The organism is Sinomicrobium endophyticum, assembly GCF_052983315.1.
On record NZ_JBRKIS010000022.1, the window covers coordinates 73,803 to 91,681 of the forward strand.

20 protein-coding genes are annotated in these 17,879 nt (G+C 44.2%); 9 read left to right on the top strand and 11 right to left on the bottom strand.

The window, feature by feature from the left end:
• Position 1: 1 nt before the first annotated feature.
• From ACVBDU_RS07425 to mraZ, 4 genes are read right to left on the bottom strand one after another with little or no spacing between them, the layout of a single operon-like run.
• The gene (locus tag ACVBDU_RS07425; protein WP_447179131.1) at positions 2-2,002 is read right to left on the bottom strand and encodes a PASTA domain-containing penicillin-binding protein; all 2,001 of its coding nucleotides are present in this window, start codon (positions 2,000-2,002) and stop codon (positions 2-4) included.
• A gap of 48 nt (positions 2,003-2,050) precedes the next feature.
• The gene (locus ACVBDU_RS07430; protein ID WP_447179132.1) at positions 2,051-2,368 is read right to left on the bottom strand and encodes an FtsL-like putative cell division protein; all 318 of its coding nucleotides are present in this window, start codon (positions 2,366-2,368) and stop codon (positions 2,051-2,053) included.
• A gap of 38 nt (positions 2,369-2,406) precedes the next feature.
• A complete protein-coding gene (gene rsmH, locus ACVBDU_RS07435; protein ID WP_447179133.1) occupies positions 2,407-3,303 on the bottom strand; it encodes a 16S rRNA (cytosine(1402)-N(4))-methyltransferase RsmH in 897 nt (298 codons plus the stop codon).
• Positions 3,290-3,757, bottom strand: coding sequence for a division/cell wall cluster transcriptional repressor MraZ (gene mraZ, locus ACVBDU_RS07440; RefSeq protein WP_447179134.1), 468 nt, complete (start codon positions 3,755-3,757; stop codon positions 3,290-3,292). Before mraZ ends, rsmH begins: the two co-directional genes overlap by 14 nt.
• A 369-nt stretch (positions 3,758-4,126) precedes the next feature.
• Here mraZ and ACVBDU_RS07445 point away from each other — a divergent pair, with 369 nt between their 5' ends.
• Both ACVBDU_RS07445 and yihA read left to right on the top strand, forming a co-directional pair.
• On the top strand, positions 4,127-4,891 hold the full coding sequence (locus tag ACVBDU_RS07445; RefSeq protein ID WP_447179135.1) for an alpha/beta fold hydrolase: 765 nt from the start codon (positions 4,127-4,129) through the stop codon (positions 4,889-4,891).
• A gap of 2 nt (positions 4,892-4,893) precedes the next feature.
• Positions 4,894-5,508 carry a ribosome biogenesis GTP-binding protein YihA/YsxC gene (gene yihA, locus ACVBDU_RS07450; protein ID WP_447179136.1) on the top strand — a complete coding sequence of 205 codons (615 nt, stop codon included), beginning with the start codon at positions 4,894-4,896 and terminating at the stop codon, positions 5,506-5,508.
• A gap of 8 nt (positions 5,509-5,516) precedes the next feature.
• Here the strand turns inward: yihA and gldC are convergent, their stop codons facing one another.
• Together gldC and gldB are read right to left on the bottom strand one after the other, a co-directional pair.
• Positions 5,517-5,852, bottom strand: coding sequence for a gliding motility protein GldC (gene gldC / locus ACVBDU_RS07455; RefSeq protein WP_447179137.1), 336 nt, complete (start codon positions 5,850-5,852; stop codon positions 5,517-5,519).
• A gap of 64 nt (positions 5,853-5,916) precedes the next feature.
• A complete protein-coding gene (gldB, locus tag ACVBDU_RS07460) occupies positions 5,917-6,876 on the bottom strand; it encodes a gliding motility lipoprotein GldB (protein ID WP_447179138.1) in 960 nt (319 codons plus the stop codon).
• Between the two features lie 94 nt (positions 6,877-6,970).
• On the opposite strand from gldB, the gene nadE reads away from it, so the two are divergent.
• Both nadE and ACVBDU_RS07470 read left to right on the top strand, forming a co-directional pair.
• Entirely contained in the window at positions 6,971-7,762 is a 792-nt protein-coding gene (gene nadE, locus ACVBDU_RS07465; RefSeq protein WP_447179139.1) for an NAD(+) synthase, read from the top strand.
• A gap of 353 nt (positions 7,763-8,115) precedes the next feature.
• The gene (locus ACVBDU_RS07470; protein WP_447179140.1) at positions 8,116-8,745 is read left to right on the top strand and encodes a response regulator; all 630 of its coding nucleotides are present in this window, start codon (positions 8,116-8,118) and stop codon (positions 8,743-8,745) included.
• 25 nt (positions 8,746-8,770) lie between these two features.
• On the opposite strand, the gene dnaG is transcribed toward ACVBDU_RS07470, so the two are convergent.
• The 5 genes from dnaG to ACVBDU_RS07495 all read right to left on the bottom strand — a co-directional run bounded on the left by dnaG (position 8,771) and on the right by ACVBDU_RS07495 (position 14,532).
• Entirely contained in the window at positions 8,771-10,753 is a 1,983-nt protein-coding gene (dnaG, locus tag ACVBDU_RS07475) for a DNA primase (protein WP_447179141.1), read from the bottom strand.
• Positions 10,754-10,959: 206 nt separating this feature from the next.
• Positions 10,960-12,057 (bottom strand): porin family protein, encoded by a 1,098-nt coding sequence (locus tag ACVBDU_RS07480; RefSeq protein ID WP_447179142.1) that lies wholly within the window; start codon positions 12,055-12,057, stop codon positions 10,960-10,962.
• A 28-nt stretch (positions 12,058-12,085) separates the two neighbouring features.
• Positions 12,086-12,823 (bottom strand): hypothetical protein, encoded by a 738-nt coding sequence (locus tag ACVBDU_RS07485; RefSeq protein WP_447179143.1) that lies wholly within the window; start codon positions 12,821-12,823, stop codon positions 12,086-12,088.
• The gene (locus ACVBDU_RS07490; protein ID WP_447179144.1) at positions 12,810-13,391 is read right to left on the bottom strand and encodes an RNA polymerase sigma factor; all 582 of its coding nucleotides are present in this window, start codon (positions 13,389-13,391) and stop codon (positions 12,810-12,812) included. The genes ACVBDU_RS07485 and ACVBDU_RS07490 overlap by 14 nt, the downstream gene beginning before the upstream one ends.
• A gap of 163 nt (positions 13,392-13,554) precedes the next feature.
• A complete protein-coding gene (locus ACVBDU_RS07495; protein ID WP_447179276.1) occupies positions 13,555-14,532 on the bottom strand; it encodes a polyprenyl synthetase family protein in 978 nt (325 codons plus the stop codon).
• 328 nt (positions 14,533-14,860) lie between these two features.
• Here ACVBDU_RS07495 and ACVBDU_RS07500 point away from each other — a divergent pair, with 328 nt between their 5' ends.
• From ACVBDU_RS07500 to ACVBDU_RS07520, 5 genes are all read left to right on the top strand, one after another.
• Positions 14,861-15,376, top strand: a complete 516-nt coding sequence (locus ACVBDU_RS07500) for a GNAT family N-acetyltransferase (protein WP_447179145.1) — start codon at positions 14,861-14,863, stop codon at positions 15,374-15,376.
• Positions 15,377-15,433: 57 nt separating this feature from the next.
• Positions 15,434-16,009 carry an LOG family protein gene (locus tag ACVBDU_RS07505; protein WP_447179146.1) on the top strand — a complete coding sequence of 192 codons (576 nt, stop codon included), beginning with the start codon at positions 15,434-15,436 and terminating at the stop codon, positions 16,007-16,009.
• A gap of 9 nt (positions 16,010-16,018) precedes the next feature.
• Complete coding sequence (gloA2, locus tag ACVBDU_RS07510; protein WP_447179147.1) at positions 16,019-16,423, top strand: SMU1112c/YaeR family gloxylase I-like metalloprotein; 405 nt, start codon at positions 16,019-16,021, stop codon at positions 16,421-16,423.
• 140 nt (positions 16,424-16,563) lie between these two features.
• Positions 16,564-16,806, top strand: coding sequence for a microviridin/marinostatin family tricyclic proteinase inhibitor (locus tag ACVBDU_RS07515; protein WP_447179148.1), 243 nt, complete (start codon positions 16,564-16,566; stop codon positions 16,804-16,806).
• A gap of 91 nt (positions 16,807-16,897) precedes the next feature.
• Positions 16,898-17,869: an MvdC/MvdD family ATP grasp protein gene (locus tag ACVBDU_RS07520; RefSeq protein WP_447179149.1), complete on the top strand. Its 972-nt coding sequence runs from the start codon at positions 16,898-16,900 to the stop codon at positions 17,867-17,869.
• The last annotated feature ends 10 nt before the right edge of the window (positions 17,870-17,879 follow it).

The following is a 17,879-nucleotide window of genomic DNA, read 5'->3' on the forward strand; positions in this document are numbered from 1 at the left end:
GCTACGACAGTTCTAATACTATAATTTGATCCGCGATGATTTTTTTTCCTCCGGATATAGATTGTTTTTTTACTTTTCCGTTTCCGACCACCTTAACCTTTAATCCCAGGTTTTCCAATAGCGGAATAGCGTCCATACCACTCATTCCCATGACATCGGGTACAATCTCCAGACGTTTCTGTGCCTTGGCGTAGTAAGACTGGTAATCCTTATCGGTCTCCTCTTTATCATTCTCCAGATCCTTTACTTCATCCATCAGGGGGGAATTCGTATAAATCTTATGTGCTATACTCTTGAATACGGGCCCGGACACATCCGCGCCGTAGTAACCGACACTCTTGTCGGGCTCATGAATGACTACGATACAGGAATACTTGGGATCGTCAGCAGGAAAATAGCCGGCAAATGACGATATATACTGTAATTTCCCTTCTTTTTTCTGACCGTAGTTTTTCTGGGCTGTCCCCGTTTTTCCCGCCATGGAAAAATTAGGAGAATACAACCGCTTACCTGTTCCCCGAAGCACCACATTCTTCATCATTTCCTGCAACTTGCTTATGGTTTCCGGCGAACATACCTGCGAATTGATCACTTCTTTATCAAATTTCAGAATGGTTTTGTTCCACTCTTTTACTTCTTTTATAAGCCGTGGCTTCACCATCTGGCCATCATTTGCTATGGCATTATAAAAAGTGAGTGTCTGAAGCGGCGTGAGTGAAACATTATAACCGAATGCCATCCACTCCAGAGTTATACCGCTCCATTGTTTTTTGTTCTTTGGATCGGGGATATAAGGTTTCCCTTCTCCCTTAATAGACAGCCCCAATCGCTTATCGAGTCCCATATCACGGAGTTTTCCCACAAACCGTTCGGGGTTATCGCTGTAATGGTCATGAATGGTCCTCACTACCCCAACATTGGACGATACCTCAAAGGCCCTGGAAATGGTTATCTTTCCATGACCCCCTGTCTTAGTATCCCTGACTCTCCTCCTATGATAATATATAGTACCTTTTTCGGTATCCACAATATCACTGGTATCAACCACCTTATCGTCCAGCGCCACAGCAAGAGCCATCAGTTTAAACGTAGATCCCGGTTCATGAGATTCCCCTATGGCATAATTCAGCTTTTCATAATACTTCCCATCCTCTGTCCTGCCAAGATTGGAAATAGCCTTCACCTCTCCTGTTTTGGTCTCCATTACCACTACGGTTCCGTGTTCCGCTTTGTATTTTTCCAGTTGCAGCAACAGGGCGTGGTGTGCTATATCCTGTATGTTGATATCGATGGTGGAGATCACATCATAGCCGTCCCTGGGCTCCACTTCGTTATTATCGCTTATCGGTTTCCATTGTCCTTTTGCGATACGTTGCTTCAGGCGTCTGCCTTCTCTTCCTCTCAGGTATTCGCTATAAGCGCCTTCAAGACCTACCCGCAAAGCGTTTCCTTCCCCGTCCAGGCGTTCGTACCCGATACTTCTTTCCGCCATTTTTCCCAACGGATGTTCCCGTTCTACATGTTGTTCTACAATAATCCCTCCTTTATAAGGTCCGAGTTCGAAGAGTGGAAAATTCTTGATCCGGATATATTCGGCATAACCGAGATCTCTTGCCACCAGCAGATACCGGTTTTTATTGGCCCTGGCTTTCCGGAATATTTGCTGGTAATACGAAGAAGGCCTGCCGAGCATGGCAGACAACTTATCTGAAAGGGGTTTGAGGTTTTTTTCAAAATTCTTGGCAGAAACGGTCATTGCGTCAAACCGAATGTCATATTTCGTCACGGATGTAGCAAGCAGGCTGCCATCGTCCGAATACAGGTTGCCCCGGTTTGCCGGGATCGTAAAATTCCGGATGGTACGTTCCTCTGCCATCTGCCTGTACTCTTCTCCGTCTACCTGGATAAACACAAGTTTTACGGCTACAGCCAAAGAAAACAGGAACATAGCCCCGGCGACAAAGTACAATCTGTGCAATATTTTCTTTTCTGTTATCGGCATGGATCCTTTTTTAAAAAATCTGTTTTCCGTACGGAATGGCCACCCGTTTTACCGGCCTTCCAAAATCACTATTTTTTTCGGTGCTGTTTCCGATTGTTTCAACCCTTTATCTTTTAAACGGGACATAATAGTGGATTCGAGTTTCATCTGTTGCATCGTCGCCCTGGTATCCACATATTCACTGCGCAATTCTTTCACTTCGTCATTGAGTTTTGCTATTTCATGCACTTTTTTATCCACATTGTGTGAACTGGCAATCATAAATACGGCAAGAACAGATGCAAACAGGATAAACCTCCAGTTCTTCACGGCATCTTCACTAACCAGGAATCTCCCCTTCAGTATGTCCATCAGCCTGTTCCTCATTTCCTAATATTTATTTAATGTTCGCTTTTTTAACCTTCTCAAATCTTCTCCGCTATCCGAAGCTTGGCGCTCCTGGCACGATTATTCCGCTCTATCTCCGCTGCATCCGGCACTATCAACCCTCCTACTTTTTTAAGAGGAACTTCTACATTCCCATAAAAATCCTTTTCCGGCTCTCCTTCAAACATTCCGCTACGTATAAACCGCTTCACCAGCCTGTCTTCCAGGGAGTGATAGCTTATAAGACTCAACCTTCCTCCTTGTTTCAGCAACTCCGGCATTTGCAACAAAAACTCCCGCAACACCTCTATCTCCCGGTTCACCTCTATTCGGATGGCCTGGTACACCTGGGCCAATATCTTATTCTCTTTATTCCTGGGCAAAAACCGCCTCAGCACTTCTTTCAGTTCTTCCGTGGTTTTCACAGGCGCCTTTTCTCTGGCTTCTGTCACCGCCCTGGCCATGGCCCGGGCATTTTTCAGCTCTCCGTACAAACTCAGCACTTCGCGCAAACGTCCTTCGTCATAATCATTTACCACATTGTAGGCCGACAATTCACTTTTTTTGCTCATCCGCATATCCAGTCCGGCTGCAAACCTGGTAGAAAATCCTCTTTCCGGAACATCAAACTGATGTGAAGACACTCCGAAATCTCCCAGTACACCATCCACCTGCCGCACACCATACACTCTCAAAAAACGTCTTACATACCGGAAGTTTTCGCGGATCAGCACAAACCTTTCATCCTCCAGTGCATTTCCCCAGGCATCCTCATCCTGATCAAAAGCAAAGAGTTTCCCCTTTTCTCCCAGCCTGCTCAATATTTCACGGGAGTGTCCGCCACCCCCGAAAGTTACATCTATGTAAACTCCGTCTTCCTTCACCTGCAGTCCATCTACAGATTCCTGCAACAATACGGGCTTATGATATTCCATCCTCTTCTTCGTTACCCATTACTTCTTCGGCCAGATCGGCAAAGTCTACAGCTGCATCGTCAATTGCCTGTTCATACTTATCTTTGTCCCAAATCTCAATAATATTAATGGCCGAAGACAACACTATTTCTTTATCGATCCCCGCAAACGCCACCAGGTCTTTAGGTATTAGCAACCGCCCCGTAGCATCCACTTCCACTATTTTAACACCGGCTGTAAAACGGCGAATAAAATCGTTGTTCTTTTTCTTAAACCTGTTCAGTTTGTTCATCTTCTCCATCAACACATTCCACTCTTCCATCGGATACAATTCAAGGCACGACTGGAACACGGCCCTTTTGAGCACGAATCCCTGCTGCAAAACCGGCGAAAGCTGATTTTTGAGTGCAACGGGAAGCATCACCCTTCCTTTGGCATCCGCTTTACACTCGTATGTCCCTATGAAGTTGTTCATTATCAAACCGTAAGGTTCTGTGGTTTACATATTTCAAATATATGGAATTATTTACCACTTTCTACCACTTTCTACCACTTTGTTGATAAGTTTTGCGATTTTTCCGGCGAAATACACGTTTTAATGGATGTTTTTAGGAGTAACGGAGATGACAAACACTCGTTAAGCGAGTCCTTTTTAATATAATACCCTTACAGATTGCGTTATTTATTCACCTATACGAAGTTGAATTATCCTAGCCCTAATATATGCCCTTAAAGGCCATAAATCCCCGATTTTTAATAAAATATGACAGGAGCAGGGAAGTAAAATTTGCGGTGAAACAATTTTATGTAAATTTGCTATCTTAGAATAACAACTAACCTATTGATGGTACACGACATAAAGAAAGAAGGAAAATATTCTTATTTAGAGGTCGGAGAAGGCACGCCGATGATTATCCTCCACGGTTTAATGGGGGGATTGAGCAACTTCAACGGTGTGACCTCGCACTTTTCCACAAGAGGATATAAAATTATAGTGCCCGAATTGCCTATATACAAAAAACCTCTTTTACGCACCAATGTAAAGAGTTTTGCGAAATACCTCGAACAATTCATAGAATACAAGGAACTTGACCAGGTCATTCTTTTAGGGAATTCCCTGGGCGGTCACATAGGTCTTTTACACGCTAAAATGTTCCCGTCAAAAGTCAAGGGACTGGTTATCACCGGGAGCTCCGGACTCTATGAGAGCGCTATGGGCGACGGTTATCCGAAACGGGGAAATTATGAGTTTATCAAGAAAAAAAGTGAAGATGTTTTTTATGATCCGAAGGTAGCCACCAAGGAGATCGTAGATGAAGTTTACGCTACGGTAAACGACCGTTCCAAACTGATAAAAACCCTTTCCATTGCCAAAAGCGCCATCCGGCACAATATGGCAAAGGACCTTCCGCACATGCTTACCCCGACATGTATCATCTGGGGAAAGAACGATAATGTAACGCCTCCGAATGTAGCAGAAGAATTTCACAGTTTGCTGCCGGATTCGGAACTGTTCTGGATAGACCAATGCGGCCACGCCCCGATGATGGAACACCCGGACGAATTTAATGTGCTTCTGGAAAAATGGCTGAAAGCCCGAAATTTTTAAATATGCAGATACGCACGGCAGAATTTGTAATCAGCAACACGAATGTAAGCAAATGCCCTTCCGAACCCATACCCGAATATGCTTTTATAGGGCGGTCTAATGTAGGGAAATCCTCGTTGATAAACATGTTGACGGGCAGAAAACAACTGGCAAAAACCTCCGGAAAACCGGGAAAAACACAACTCATCAACCACTTCCGGATAAACAACCGTTGGTTTTTAGTGGACCTTCCGGGATATGGCTATGCCCGGGTATCCAAAAAAGTCAAAAAGACCTTCCAGAAATTTATCACAGACTATTTTGAAAAGCGGGAGCAGCTGGTATGTGCTTTTGTTCTGATAGATATACGGCATGAGCCGCAGGATATAGACCTGGAATTTATGGAATGGCTGGGAGTAAACAATATACCCTTTTCCATCGTATTCACCAAAGCGGATAAACTGAAACCAAAGGCAGCGGAAAAAAACACGCAGGCATATTTTGCAAAGATGCTGGAGGGCGCCTGGGAAGAAGTCCCCTTGCACTTCATCACTTCATCTTCGGACGGCCGCGGACAGGAAGAACTCCTCGGATACATAGATAGCATTAACCGCGAAGTCAACAGCAGCGGCCGGTAGGGTCCCGTTTACTTCTTCAACTCCAGTTTTTCCGCAAAATAATCACAGAAATCGCGCATGGTTGCGGTCATTTTTTCATCCTGTGTTGCCTTGTTGAACGTGTCGCTCATCGCCACAAGGGTCTGATGAAAGAACACTTTCATTTCATCTACCGGCATATCTTTTGTCCACAGGTCAATACGCAGTGTTTCCTGGTTTTTACTGTCCCAGACAGACAAGAACATGGCCTTGGCCTCTTCTTTGTTAACACCGCCGTCCTGGGCAGACCAGTGCAGCTTTTCCGGAACCCTGTTTTCATCGAGTTCTACGGATATATTTATATCGGATCTATGTGTTTTTGCCATTTTCTTTTTCTTCTTTGTTAATTCGGTTTGCACTTCAATAATGCCCGGTTAATGGGGATATCCCTCATTTTTCAGGTTTGTAGCCCGATCTCTTAAAAATATCCTCCGCCGGGGTGTTCAACATTTCCTGCAAAGATACATCTTTGTTTTGCATATAAGCACGGACAATCTGCCAGCCGATAAAGCGGCCTACCTCACCGGGGGACTCATTATCTATATCCAGGTAAAACTTCGAAAAAGGGGCGGGTTCTATAAAGCGGTCCTTTAATCTCGTGTTTGTTGCATACAACAGGCTACGCTCCACAAAGTAGCGCCATATTTCCCTTTCGTTGGCCCTTACCCACACCATCTCTTCTTCGGTATACCCTATTTTCAATGCGTCGGACACCGATGGAATGAGGAGGTCTTTCAGGTAGAGTTCCCTGCCTGCCCGCACCATTGCCGACAGAAAGCTTCTGTCCCTGTCCGGAGGCACCTGGCGCGTGGCATACGCGGAGGCCACATCGGGAACAATGTTCTCTTCGGAAAAGTTTTTACTCAGATAGCCGGCAATTCCATTGTAAAAAGGATGGTCTTTACCCAGATAGGTATCCAGGGACACCAACAGCAAACTATCTGTCCAGATCACTTTATTGTTGTAATCTACTTCCGAAATAAGCGTCACCACCCGGGGTTCCTCAAAGTCGGGAAAATAATATTTTATATGTTGAAAAAGGGAACGAATCCCGGTAGCCGGCCCGGAAAAATCCGGAAACTTTTTCTGTACTTCATCCGAAAGTTCCTGCTGAACGGTATCTTTCATTTTTTCTATCCACACACTATCCGTATATTGCGGAGGAAAAAGGAAAGGATAATCGGATTTCAGTTGCGGGAGGGTTTCGGGAGTAGCTTTGGAAAATTCCAGATCAAACCTGCTCACCTGTACTTTCACATCAATCTGCTCTATCTCTTCTTCCAGGCGGTCTTTCCGGTTACAGGAAAAAACCAGCGGGATCACTAATAAAAATATCACAATTTTTCGCATAGGCGTGAAATTACCATTTATTATCGACCAATCTTTTTAATAATTTTATCCGGCCTAACAGCAGGCAAAGGTAAACAGAATAAACTATTACGGAATGAAAACCGAAAAAGTAATCGATCATATTGTCCACTGGTTAAAAAGTTATGCGGAGAACGCCAAAATCAAAGGTTTTGTCATAGGTATTTCCGGAGGTATCGATTCTGCGGTAACCTCAACTTTATGTGCGAGGACAGGATTACCCCTTTTATGCCTGGAAATGCCTATTCACCAGGCAGAAAACCAGGTGACCAGGGCATTAAAACACATAGAATGGCTGCAAAAAAACTACGACCAGGTAAGTATGCAATCCGTTAACCTCACCCCGGTTTTTGACAGTCTTGTTAATAGCCTTCCTCCTGTAGACAGTGAAGAAGAAAGGTTTATGTCCCTGGCAAATACCAGGGCGAGGCTCCGGATGACCACCCTTTACTATTTTGCCGCGTTGCATAATTACCTCGTAGCGGGTACGGGAAATAAAGTGGAAGATTTCGGTGTAGGATTCTATACCAAATACGGCGATGGCGGAGTAGACCTCAGCCCTATAGCAGATCTGTTAAAAACGGAAGTTTATGAAGTAGCCAGACATCTTGGAATTATCGAAGAAATACTTGTGGCGCCTCCCACCGATGGTTTATGGGGAGATGACCGTACGGATGAAGACCAGATAGGGGCCACCTATCCGGAACTGGAATGGGCCATGAAGATGGATGCCGAAGGTAAAAAGTCCGTCGATTTTGAAGGAAGAAAAAAAGAGGTATTGCAGATTTACAAGCGCTTCAATACCGCCAACAAGCATAAGATGATTCCGATACCCGTTTGTGAAATACCAAAAGAATTAAAGTCATAATACAGCAGAGGCAATCTTATAAATAGATTGCCTCTGCTTTTTTGCAAGCCCCCGATCTTCTATATTTATCAATAACCGAAAAAACACGCTTGTTTTTGATCAGTATACACTCCGAAGCTTTGTATTCCTTGGAGTATATGTAATAATTAACTGTATTTTAACACCATAATTACTGACGAATGTAGGGCTTTAAGTATAAAAAAAAACGAAATATTTTTCTTTATTTTTGCATAAGATAATTTTTTTAATTACATTTATACCCTCTTACCCCCAATTGTGCTTTGGCACCATTTCCTACTTACTCGCGATGGTTTGTGAAAAACCTAACTAATCCTAAATAAAAACAAATCATCATGATTAAAGTATTAATTGCCGACAACCATCCGGTAGTACAAGATGGTATTGTTGCAGCCCTCAGCAACAATCGAGAAATTGAAATAGTGGCTAAAGTACGTACGACTTCCGAACTTTTCGAAGTTTTACCCAAAGTTAGCCCGGACATTATCCTTCTGGAAATGAATATTCCGGAAGTGAACGGAATCACAGCTTTGCGCCAATTAAAGAAGGAATACTCTCAGGCCAAAGTTCTTATTTACAGTTCCGAATCTGAAGATGTTTACGCATTGAGCACACTTCGTGCAGGTGCTTCGGGATATCTTTCCAAAGATGCGGACACCTCTCTGCTTTCCGAAGCCATAACCAAGATTGCCAATGGCGGATTGTTCATTACCAATGAACTCGCTCAGCGTCTGGCCTTTGACGAGAGTACGAACAAACCCCGTAAATTCTTTCGCAAACTTTCCACAAGAGAAGTAGAAGTATTAAAACTTCTCGCAGAAGGGAAGAGAAACAAATATGTAGCAGAAGAACTCGGACTCAATGAAAAGACCGTGAGCACTTACAAGGCCCGTCTTATGAGAAAACTGAATGTAGATAACATGGTAGACATGCTGCAACAGGCCAAAGCCCTGGAATTATACTAAAACGGTGCCCCAGAAGTTTTTTTAATTACAGCACCCTGTTGAGCTTTTGAGCCAGCAACCTTTTTAACTGATGGTAATTTATGATCTCCTCCAGGATTTCTGAATTACCATCTTTGTTTTCCCGGGTCTGTTCCTGGAGTTCCGCGACCCGCTTGTCTATCAGAAAACACCGGAGACTCAAAACGGTTTCACTGACCAGCTGGGCTATACTGTCCGTTTTGTCTTTAACAAGGATATCCTGCTCCTCCCACCGGTGTAAGGTATACTTTTCTTCTTCCATAAGAATGGATGTCACCTCATCCGCAACATCATTTTCCATCATATGCACAAAACTCTTCACGGAAAATCCTTCCTGCTCGTTGAGTTGTTGTATAAGCTGCGGATATATTTTCCGGAAAACGGGATTACTCAGTTCTACTTCATCTTCCTGTAAATCCAGGAATATTTTCTCAAAAACGAGACTGTTATGTACTACCCGTTCCAGTTTCAGTTCTCCTTCATCATCCTGCTTGAGTATAAAATCCTCAAATTCTTCCTTTTTTCTTCCGTATAGCATCAGTACCTCTATGATCTTCCGCTCCAGAAGATACTGTTGATCCACTTTTTCCAGCTTTTCCCGCGAATCTTTTACTACTTCAAAAGCCCTCCCCTGTCGTTCTTTCCTGATTTTTTTGTCGGCATCCGCTATTTCTTTTCGTCCTATCTGCGCCAGGGTATTGAATAAGACTTCTTCCGAAATGTCCATGATCCTGGAACATTCCTGTACGTAGATCTCGCGCTGTATCCTGTCGGGTATCCTGGAAATACTATTTACTATATCTCTTATGGTCTCCGCCTTCCGTATCGGGTCGTCCTTTGCCTCTTCCATAAGCAGGGAGGCTTTGAAACGGATGAAGTCCTTCGCGTTGTCTCCGAGATATTGTTTTATTTCTTCCAGCGAATTTGCCCTGGCAAAGCTGTCCGGATCTTCTCCTTCGGGGAATGCACAGACCTTTACATTCATTCCCTGTTCGAGGATAAGGTCCACTCCACGGACCGATGCCCGCAGCCCCGCCGCATCCCCGTCAAAAAGAACCGTTATGTTGTTGGTGAGCCTGTGTATAAGTCTTATCTGTTCCGGTGTCAGTGCAGTTCCGCTGGAGGCTACCACATTTTCTATACCTCTCTGGTGAAACTGGATAACATCGGTATACCCTTCCACCAGGTAGCAATTGTCTTGTTTCGCTATGGCCTGTTTGGCATGGTATATACCGTAAAGCACCTTACTTTTGTGATAGATGGTACTTTCCGGGGAATTCAGGTACTTGGCCGCTTTTTTGTCGTTGGTAAGTATCCTTCCTCCGAAACCCAGCACCCTGCCACTCATGGACTGAATGGGAAACATTACCCGCCCTTTAAAGCGGTCGAATTGCTTCCGGCCCGTACCACCCTCATTTTCCTTGACAATGGTCAATCCCGTTTTTTCCAGGAATTCCAGCTGATATCCTTTTGCAAGGGCTTCTTTCGTGAACACTTCCCATTCATCGGGAGAATATCCGAGTCCGAATTTCTTTATCGTCCCGTCCGTAAAGCCGCGCTCCTTAAAGTACGTAAGCCCTATGGCCTTCCCGGGCTCGGTCTTCCAGAGGACATTTTCAAAATAATCCCTGGCAAACTCGCTGACCAGGTACATACTTTCCCTTTCATCCGCCTGCTGTTTTTGCTCGTCGGTCTGTTCGGTCTCCTCTATCTCTATATTGTACTTTTTCGCGAGGTATTTTATAGCTTCCGGATAGGTAAAATGCTCGTGTTCCATCAGGAAAGCAACAACATTTCCCCCTTTGCCCGACGAAAAGTCTTTCCAGATCTGTTTTACCGGAGACACCATGAAGCTGGGCGTCCGTTCGTCGGTAAAGGGACTTAACCCCTTAAAATTGGAACCTGATTTTTTTAACTGCACGAAATCGCCGATGACCTCCTCTACCCGGGCGGTCTCAAAAACTTTGTCTATGGTTTCCTTGGAAATCAATCTTAGAGCCTTTTTTATAAAATTAAAGATTCCCGCGCAAAACGGGAATCAAAAATAAGGAATATTAAAGAGTTGGAGAGTTGATGCGTTCGGAGTTTTTTAGTTTTGAAGATATTCTCTTTATTTTCCTATCCCCCCACTCCAAAACAAAAAAACAATTTGAATTTTTAAGAGGTATTTGCTTTGTTAATACCCACCTTCTATTTCTATAATTCAAAACGAAGCCCCAGTGAAATGTTGTTCTGTTTGACGTTCGGACTCTTAAAAACAGGGTTCAGATCGTATTTGAGATACAGCGAACAGCCCCCGATACCCGCATATGCCGCAAGTCCGTATACGAAATTATTCGTGTTGTAATCGTCTTTGATCTTTTCCCTGCTGGTGCTGCCTTCCCTTGTATATTTTAACTTCTGCCGAGAAGTGAGGTTTACCCCGGCATATCCACCGATACCCACATTAAATTTTCTTCGGGTGGAATAGCGGAAATATTCCTCGTGCTCCGTCCGCCTGGAGGGACCGAATTCGAAAAAAACGGGGACCACAAGGTTATCCTGGCGGAATTTGGACTTTTTAAGATCGTAAGGATAGGTTTTCAGGGTAGTGATCTCGCCTTCCTTTTCAAAATACTGGTTGTCTTTAGGCTTCAGTCCGTTAGACTGAAAAGACAAACCGTAACTTACCCTAACGGCATTGCTGTTTTTCAGGACCCGCGTTTTCCACTGCCAGCCGAGTTCAAAAAAGCGGCTTCCACCTATTTTATAAGGGCTGTCGTTAAGGGATTCACCCTCGATCAGCGCATTGTTGAACCCGAAAGCCATGACAATATCCGAATACGTCCTCCGGTCATACTTTTTATCTTTTCTCCGGTTTTCAAACTGTAGCCCGATAAGCCTGCTTCCGTTTCCGTCATAGTCATTTCCTATGCCAATGCCCAGGGTAGCCGCCCGAAGGTATTCCCAGCCCTTTTCTTCGCCGCGTTCTACTAATGCCCTCTTATTTTCAAGAACAGCGAGTTTATTTTCTATATTCAGGGCTGTTCTCCTCGCTTCTTTCTCTTTTCTGTCCTGCGCTTCTTCCTTCGTAATCTCACCTTCGCTCTCCAGTTGCCGGATAAGTTCCACTTCTTTCTTTAACCTGGTTTTTTCCTCCTTTACCACTCTTTCTTTTTCTGTGTCAATGGCTTGCAATACCCTTTCCTGTATGCGGATATCCGAGCTGTCTTTCTCCTGCTCCGTCTGGGCGCATAAATTCTGGGCAATAAATAACAGGATCACATAAGTGATATAGCTGATAATACGTAACATGATGAATGAATTTTGATTGATGAATGAACTACTCGTTACGGTTGGCCACCGCTGTTTTTACTTTTACAAATCCTTCCTTGAGGGCTTCGAAAACCTTATCCCGGAACGATTTGTCCAGTTCCGTTTCCACCTCTTCCAGGAGGGCCATGGCATCTACGGTACCGGTCTGTTTTATAATAATACGCTGCGAATCTATTTCTCTCTGGGCTTCGGCGAGTAAACTCTCTATCTCTTCATCGGTAACCTGCCTCTTTTCGTGTATTTCCATAATCCTGGAAACTACTTCTTCTACTTTCTTATCTTCAAATCCGGTTGCCCGTTCTTCTTCGTGTGATACCAATGCGTCCTCTCTCCCTTTATCTTCCGGAAACGGAATTGCTTTTCTCTCCGGGGAATTCAACCGGTGATTTTCTTTTTTATCCGAATTTTCAGTCGGTTTTTGTTCTTCCACGGGTATTTCGTCTTTTTCTTCCGTAACCGACACTACAACTACTTTCTCCTCCTCCGGACTTTCTTTTTCCCCACCTACATCGGTAACCACCGGAATGTGTTGTTGCACATTATTGTCCTGTGAAATCCATATTCCTACGGATAACATCACCATAACAGACGCGGCAATCCAGTAAAGTGTACTGTTCCCTGCCCGGCGGGGAGAGGAAGTCTTTTCCAGTTTTTCTTCCAATTTATTCCAGGCATCTGCCGAAGGTTCCAGACGCCTTTCTTCGAGTTTCCGTTTTATATGTTTATCGGTATTATCGTGTCCCATTCTCCCTTTTTTTTAATTCCTTTATCTTTTCCTGTAGCATTTTTCGCGCTTTGAACAACTGCGATTTGGAAGTACTCTCCGAAATACGCAGTGTTGCGGCTATTTCCTTATGGGAATATCCCTCCACGGCATACATCAGGAACACGGTTTTATATCCGTCCGGCAAGCCGTCTATGAGTAACTGGATGTCTTCCGTATCCATTTCCGTATACCCCGGAGCCCCGCATTCTTTGATCGCGGGGGCACCCTCTTCTTCCAGGAAAGAAAGGGACTGTTCTTTTCGCAGGAAGGATATGCACTCCCGGACCATGATCCGCCGTACCCAGCCTTCAAAACTTCCCTCCTTCCGGAATGTACCGATATATGTGAAAACCTTGAAAAAACCGGTTATCATCACATCTTCGGCAAACTGTTCGTCTTTGATGTAATACCTGCAAACACTCAGCATCTTCGAAGCATACTTCTTATAAAGTTCGTGCTGGGCTTCCCGGTTGTTTTCGGAAGCCTTTTTCACCAGTTTGGTTTCATCCTTATAAAGGGGTATGATCTTCAAGAGTTGCTTTTTCATTGGTGTTTCTATTTACATAGACGAAAAAAGCGTTTTAAAGGTTGCCCGGACATGTGGTTTTTTTGATATTTTTTCTGAAAAGTATAGAAAAACAGCCGTCTTGTAAAGGCTGCACACCCTTTCTTCTCCCGGGAAATAATTCGTATTCAGATTGTTCCGGATATTATTTCTTCCGGTCTATAACGTAGTTTACCATAAGTTCCAAAGAACTTTTGTATTCGGATTCCGGGTAGATGTCCAGCAATTGTAAGGCCTCCTGCTGAAACTCTTTCATCTTTTGCTCGGCGTATTCCAGGCCCCCGTTTTGTTTTACAAAGGCAATGACTTCCTTTACACGGGCAGCATTTTTGTTGTGGTTCTTCACGGAGTTTATCAGCCATCGCTTATCCTTTTCCGAACAATTATTGAGCGTATAAATAAGAGGGAGGGTCATTTTTTGTTCTTTGATATCTATTCCGGTAGGTTTACCGATACGGTCTTCTCCGTAATCGAAAAGGTCATCCTTAATCTGGAATGCCATACCGATAAGTTCCCCGAACTTCCGCATTTTCTCTATTTCTTCCGAAGCAGGCTTTACGGAACAGGCCCCGAGTGCACAGCAGGCAGCTATCAGCGTTGCGGTCTTCTGCCGGATGATCTCGTAATATATCTCTTCGGTAATATCCAGCCGTCTTGCTTTTTCGATCTGCAATAACTCTCCTTCACTCATCTCTCTTACCGCTACGGAAATGATCTTGAGCAAATCAAAATCGTCATTATCTATGGATAACAGTAATCCTTTGGAGAGAAGATAATCTCCCACCAGGACGGCAATTTTATTTTTCCACAAGGCATTGAGGGAGAAAAAGCCACGACGGCGGTTACTGTCGTCCACCACATCGTCATGCACCAGGGTGGCGGTGTGAATGAGTTCTATAACGGAGGCCCCCCGGTACGTTCGTTCGTTTACCTCCCCCCCTGAAACCATTTTGGCTACGAGAAAGACAAACATGGGGCGCATCTGCTTCCCTTTACGGTTTACGATATAATAGGTAATGCGATTGAGAAGGGAAACCTTGGAAGACATAGCTTCGTAGAACTTTTTCTCGAAAAGTTCCATCTCGGTGTAAATCGGTTGCTTAATTCTTACCACAGGTTTCATCACGGCTCCAAAGATATAAAAAAGCTGCAATTAAAAAGAAGTATCCCCGTTACGGAATCGCCGGATTTCCGTAATAAATAATTGCACGGCAAAGTTTGTTTGTTTTCCCAAGAATTACGTATTTTAAAAATCCAAAAATTTCAGTACATGACATTTTTTTATTTCAATTAACATCGTATGTATTACCACAAGGCAAACGCATATTGACCTTTGGTATTCGGGTGTTCGGGTATGTGGATGGATACTGATAACCCGTACACTTGACCACAGACATACCCGTATGACGAAATTAATTTTTATCATGTACTAAACCCAAAAATAATGTATCATGCCTCTTTCATTCAAACAATGCACTACGGCCCACATGGATGTCCTGCTGGAATTATCTAAAGTGACCTTTACGGAGACCTATGCCTCCCAAAACGATCCGGAAGACTTTAAATCGTATATGGAGAAAGCTTTTGCCCGCGAACTGGTACAAGAAGAACTGCAAAGCGGCCTTTCCTTTTTTTACCTGGCCTATGACCGCGGGGAACCGGTAGGGTATTTTAAACTCAACCTCGCAGGGGCACAAACCGATATAAATGATCCCGGATCTATGGAACTGGAACGCATTTACCTGCTCCGGTCGGTCCAGGGGAAAAAACTCGGAAACGACCTCATCCGGAAAGCCATAGACGTGAGCAGGGAACAAAACGCCTCTTATATGTGGCTGGGAGTCTGGGATAAAAACACCAGAGCCATTGCGTTTTACGAGAAAAACGGTTTTGTGAAATTCGGCGAACACCCGTTTGTCATAGGAAAGGACAAACAAACGGACTGGCTGATGAAAATAACTTTTTAAAAGCTGTCCTGCACAGGCAATAATAAAACACGATTAACTCTTATATTCTACGGAAAAATGAAAAGAATTACGGTTTACTGCGGTTCCAACGACGGAAACGACCCGGTTTATAAAGAACAGGCCTTTCTATTGGGCAAAACCCTGGCGCAACGAAATATAGAACTCGTTTACGGCGGGGCTCACGTAGGCCTTATGGGTGCTATAGCGGACGGCGCCCTGAACGAAGGCGGAAAAGTAACAGGTGTATTGCCTGACTTTCTGCGAAATAAAGAGATCGCCCATGAAAGGCTTACGGAACTTCTATTGGTAGAAACCATGTCGCAACGAAAAATAAAAATAGAAGAAATGGCCGATGGTATTATAGCCCTGCCCGGAGGGTACGGCACCCTGGATGAACTTTTTGAAGCCCTTACCAATGCACAGTTACAATTGCACCGAAAACCTGTAGGCCTGCTCAATACAGAAGGTTTCTATGACGGACTGGTACAATTACTGGATACCATGACCTCGCGGGGATTGCTAAAAGAAGTGAACCGGAACATGCTGCTCGTAAGTGAACATATAGACGATCTCCTGGATAAAATGGACCGTTATACGGCTCCTACGGCAAGCAAATGGATCGGAAAAAATTAAACCTTCCCCATGCTCCGTTTAAATAAAATACATCATATAGCCATTATTTGCTCCGATTATGAAAGGTCAAAAGCTTTTTATACCGAAGTACTGGGCTTTACCATCCTGAAAGAAACCTACAGAGAGGAAAGAAAATCTTATAAACTGGATCTTGCCCTCCGGGGGAACTATAGTATTGAGCTATTCTCTTTTCCCGATCCTCCGCCCCGTGTTTCCCGTCCGGAAGCCACGGGACTGCGCCATCTTGCTTTTGAGGTAGAAAACCTGGATAGGGAACTGGAAATGTTGCACGAAAACGGAATTACGGCAGAAGACATCCGTAAAGACCCTCTTACCGGTAAAAGGTTTACATTCTTTGCGGATCCGGACGGACTTCCACTGGAACTATATGAAAATAGTGTTGATCTTAATTGACAAAACACCAGTTTTAATACTATAGGATTGCCACTACAAAAAATTTAACATATTAATACTACGTTTTTTGCAACCTTTCCCTATTTTAGACATCATTTAAATATTAAAATAAGTATTAACCCCAAATTAATTTTTCTATCATGAAAAAAGAAAACAAGAGCCTGAAAAAGCCATTTTTCGCAAATTTCCTGGAGCATCAGGTATCCGGAGAGGAACAAGAAAGTGTACAGGGCGGTGCTACCCTTAAATTCCCTTCCGACCAGGAAGAGGATGGAAGCGGTACTACATCTACCATCACCAAGCCTGTCCTGGACCAGGATGGCGGAGGCGATGTGACCCAGAAGTTTCCTTCGGATGACGACGAAGAAGGAGATATCATGTAGAACAACGAGATTTATCTCTGTGACACGACAATAGCCTTTCGGGGCTATTGTCTTTTAATAACCTGTTCTGAACCATGAAACATCAGCCCCGATGATTTTACTTCTTACCCATAGCCAAGACCATTATACCATAGATATTGTCCGGAAAAAATGTGAAGCTCTCGGTAAAGAAACTTTCCGGATGGACACAGATCTTTTCTCCCACCAATCGCGATTCGGTTATACCTGCAACAATAACCGGAAGGACCTCTTCTGGTCGGTCGGGGACTGCGGTTTTTCTGTCAAAGACATCGAAGCGGTCTGGTACCGGAAACTCTGGGCTATTCACCCTCCCCGGGATCTGGCACCGGAATACCACCAAATATACATCCAGGAGTACGCCACCATGCGGAACATTTTTTTCGAATCGCTCCGCCACCTCCCCTGGATGAACCCTATGCATACAGACCACGAAGTGAGTAAAAATAAGCTTGAGCAGTTACAATCAGCTTCCCGGAACGGGCTGGAAATACCAAAAAGCCTGTTTACAAACGATCCGGAAAAGGCAACATCGTTTTTCCACAAGGATTGCAATAAGAAAATGATTGCTAAACTGCATGGCTCCCTGTCCAGAAGTATGCGTGGAGATGCCCCTTTTTTTCCGACCACTTCCATTGCGGAAAAAGACCTGGAGCGACTGGATGCACTTCCGCTCTGCCCCATGATCTTCCAGGAAATGATCCCGAAAGCATATGAACTCCGTATTATCTACGTGGACGGAACCTTTTTTACCGGGAAGATTGATGCCGGGGATTCGGTACGTGGCAAAACAGACTGGAGGATCGCTACCGATAAAAACATTGTGTGGGAACCTTATACGCTGCCGGATGACATACAGGACTCCCTCACCGCAATGATGCGGGAAACAGGCCTGTTCTTCGGAGCCCTGGATATAATACGCCATACAGACGGACGCTACATCTTTCTGGAAGTGAATCCCCAGGGAGAATGGGGTATGCTGCAACGCGATCTCGGGTATCCCATAGGAGAGACCATAGCAGAAAAACTAATTGCACGAATATAAACCCTCGAAC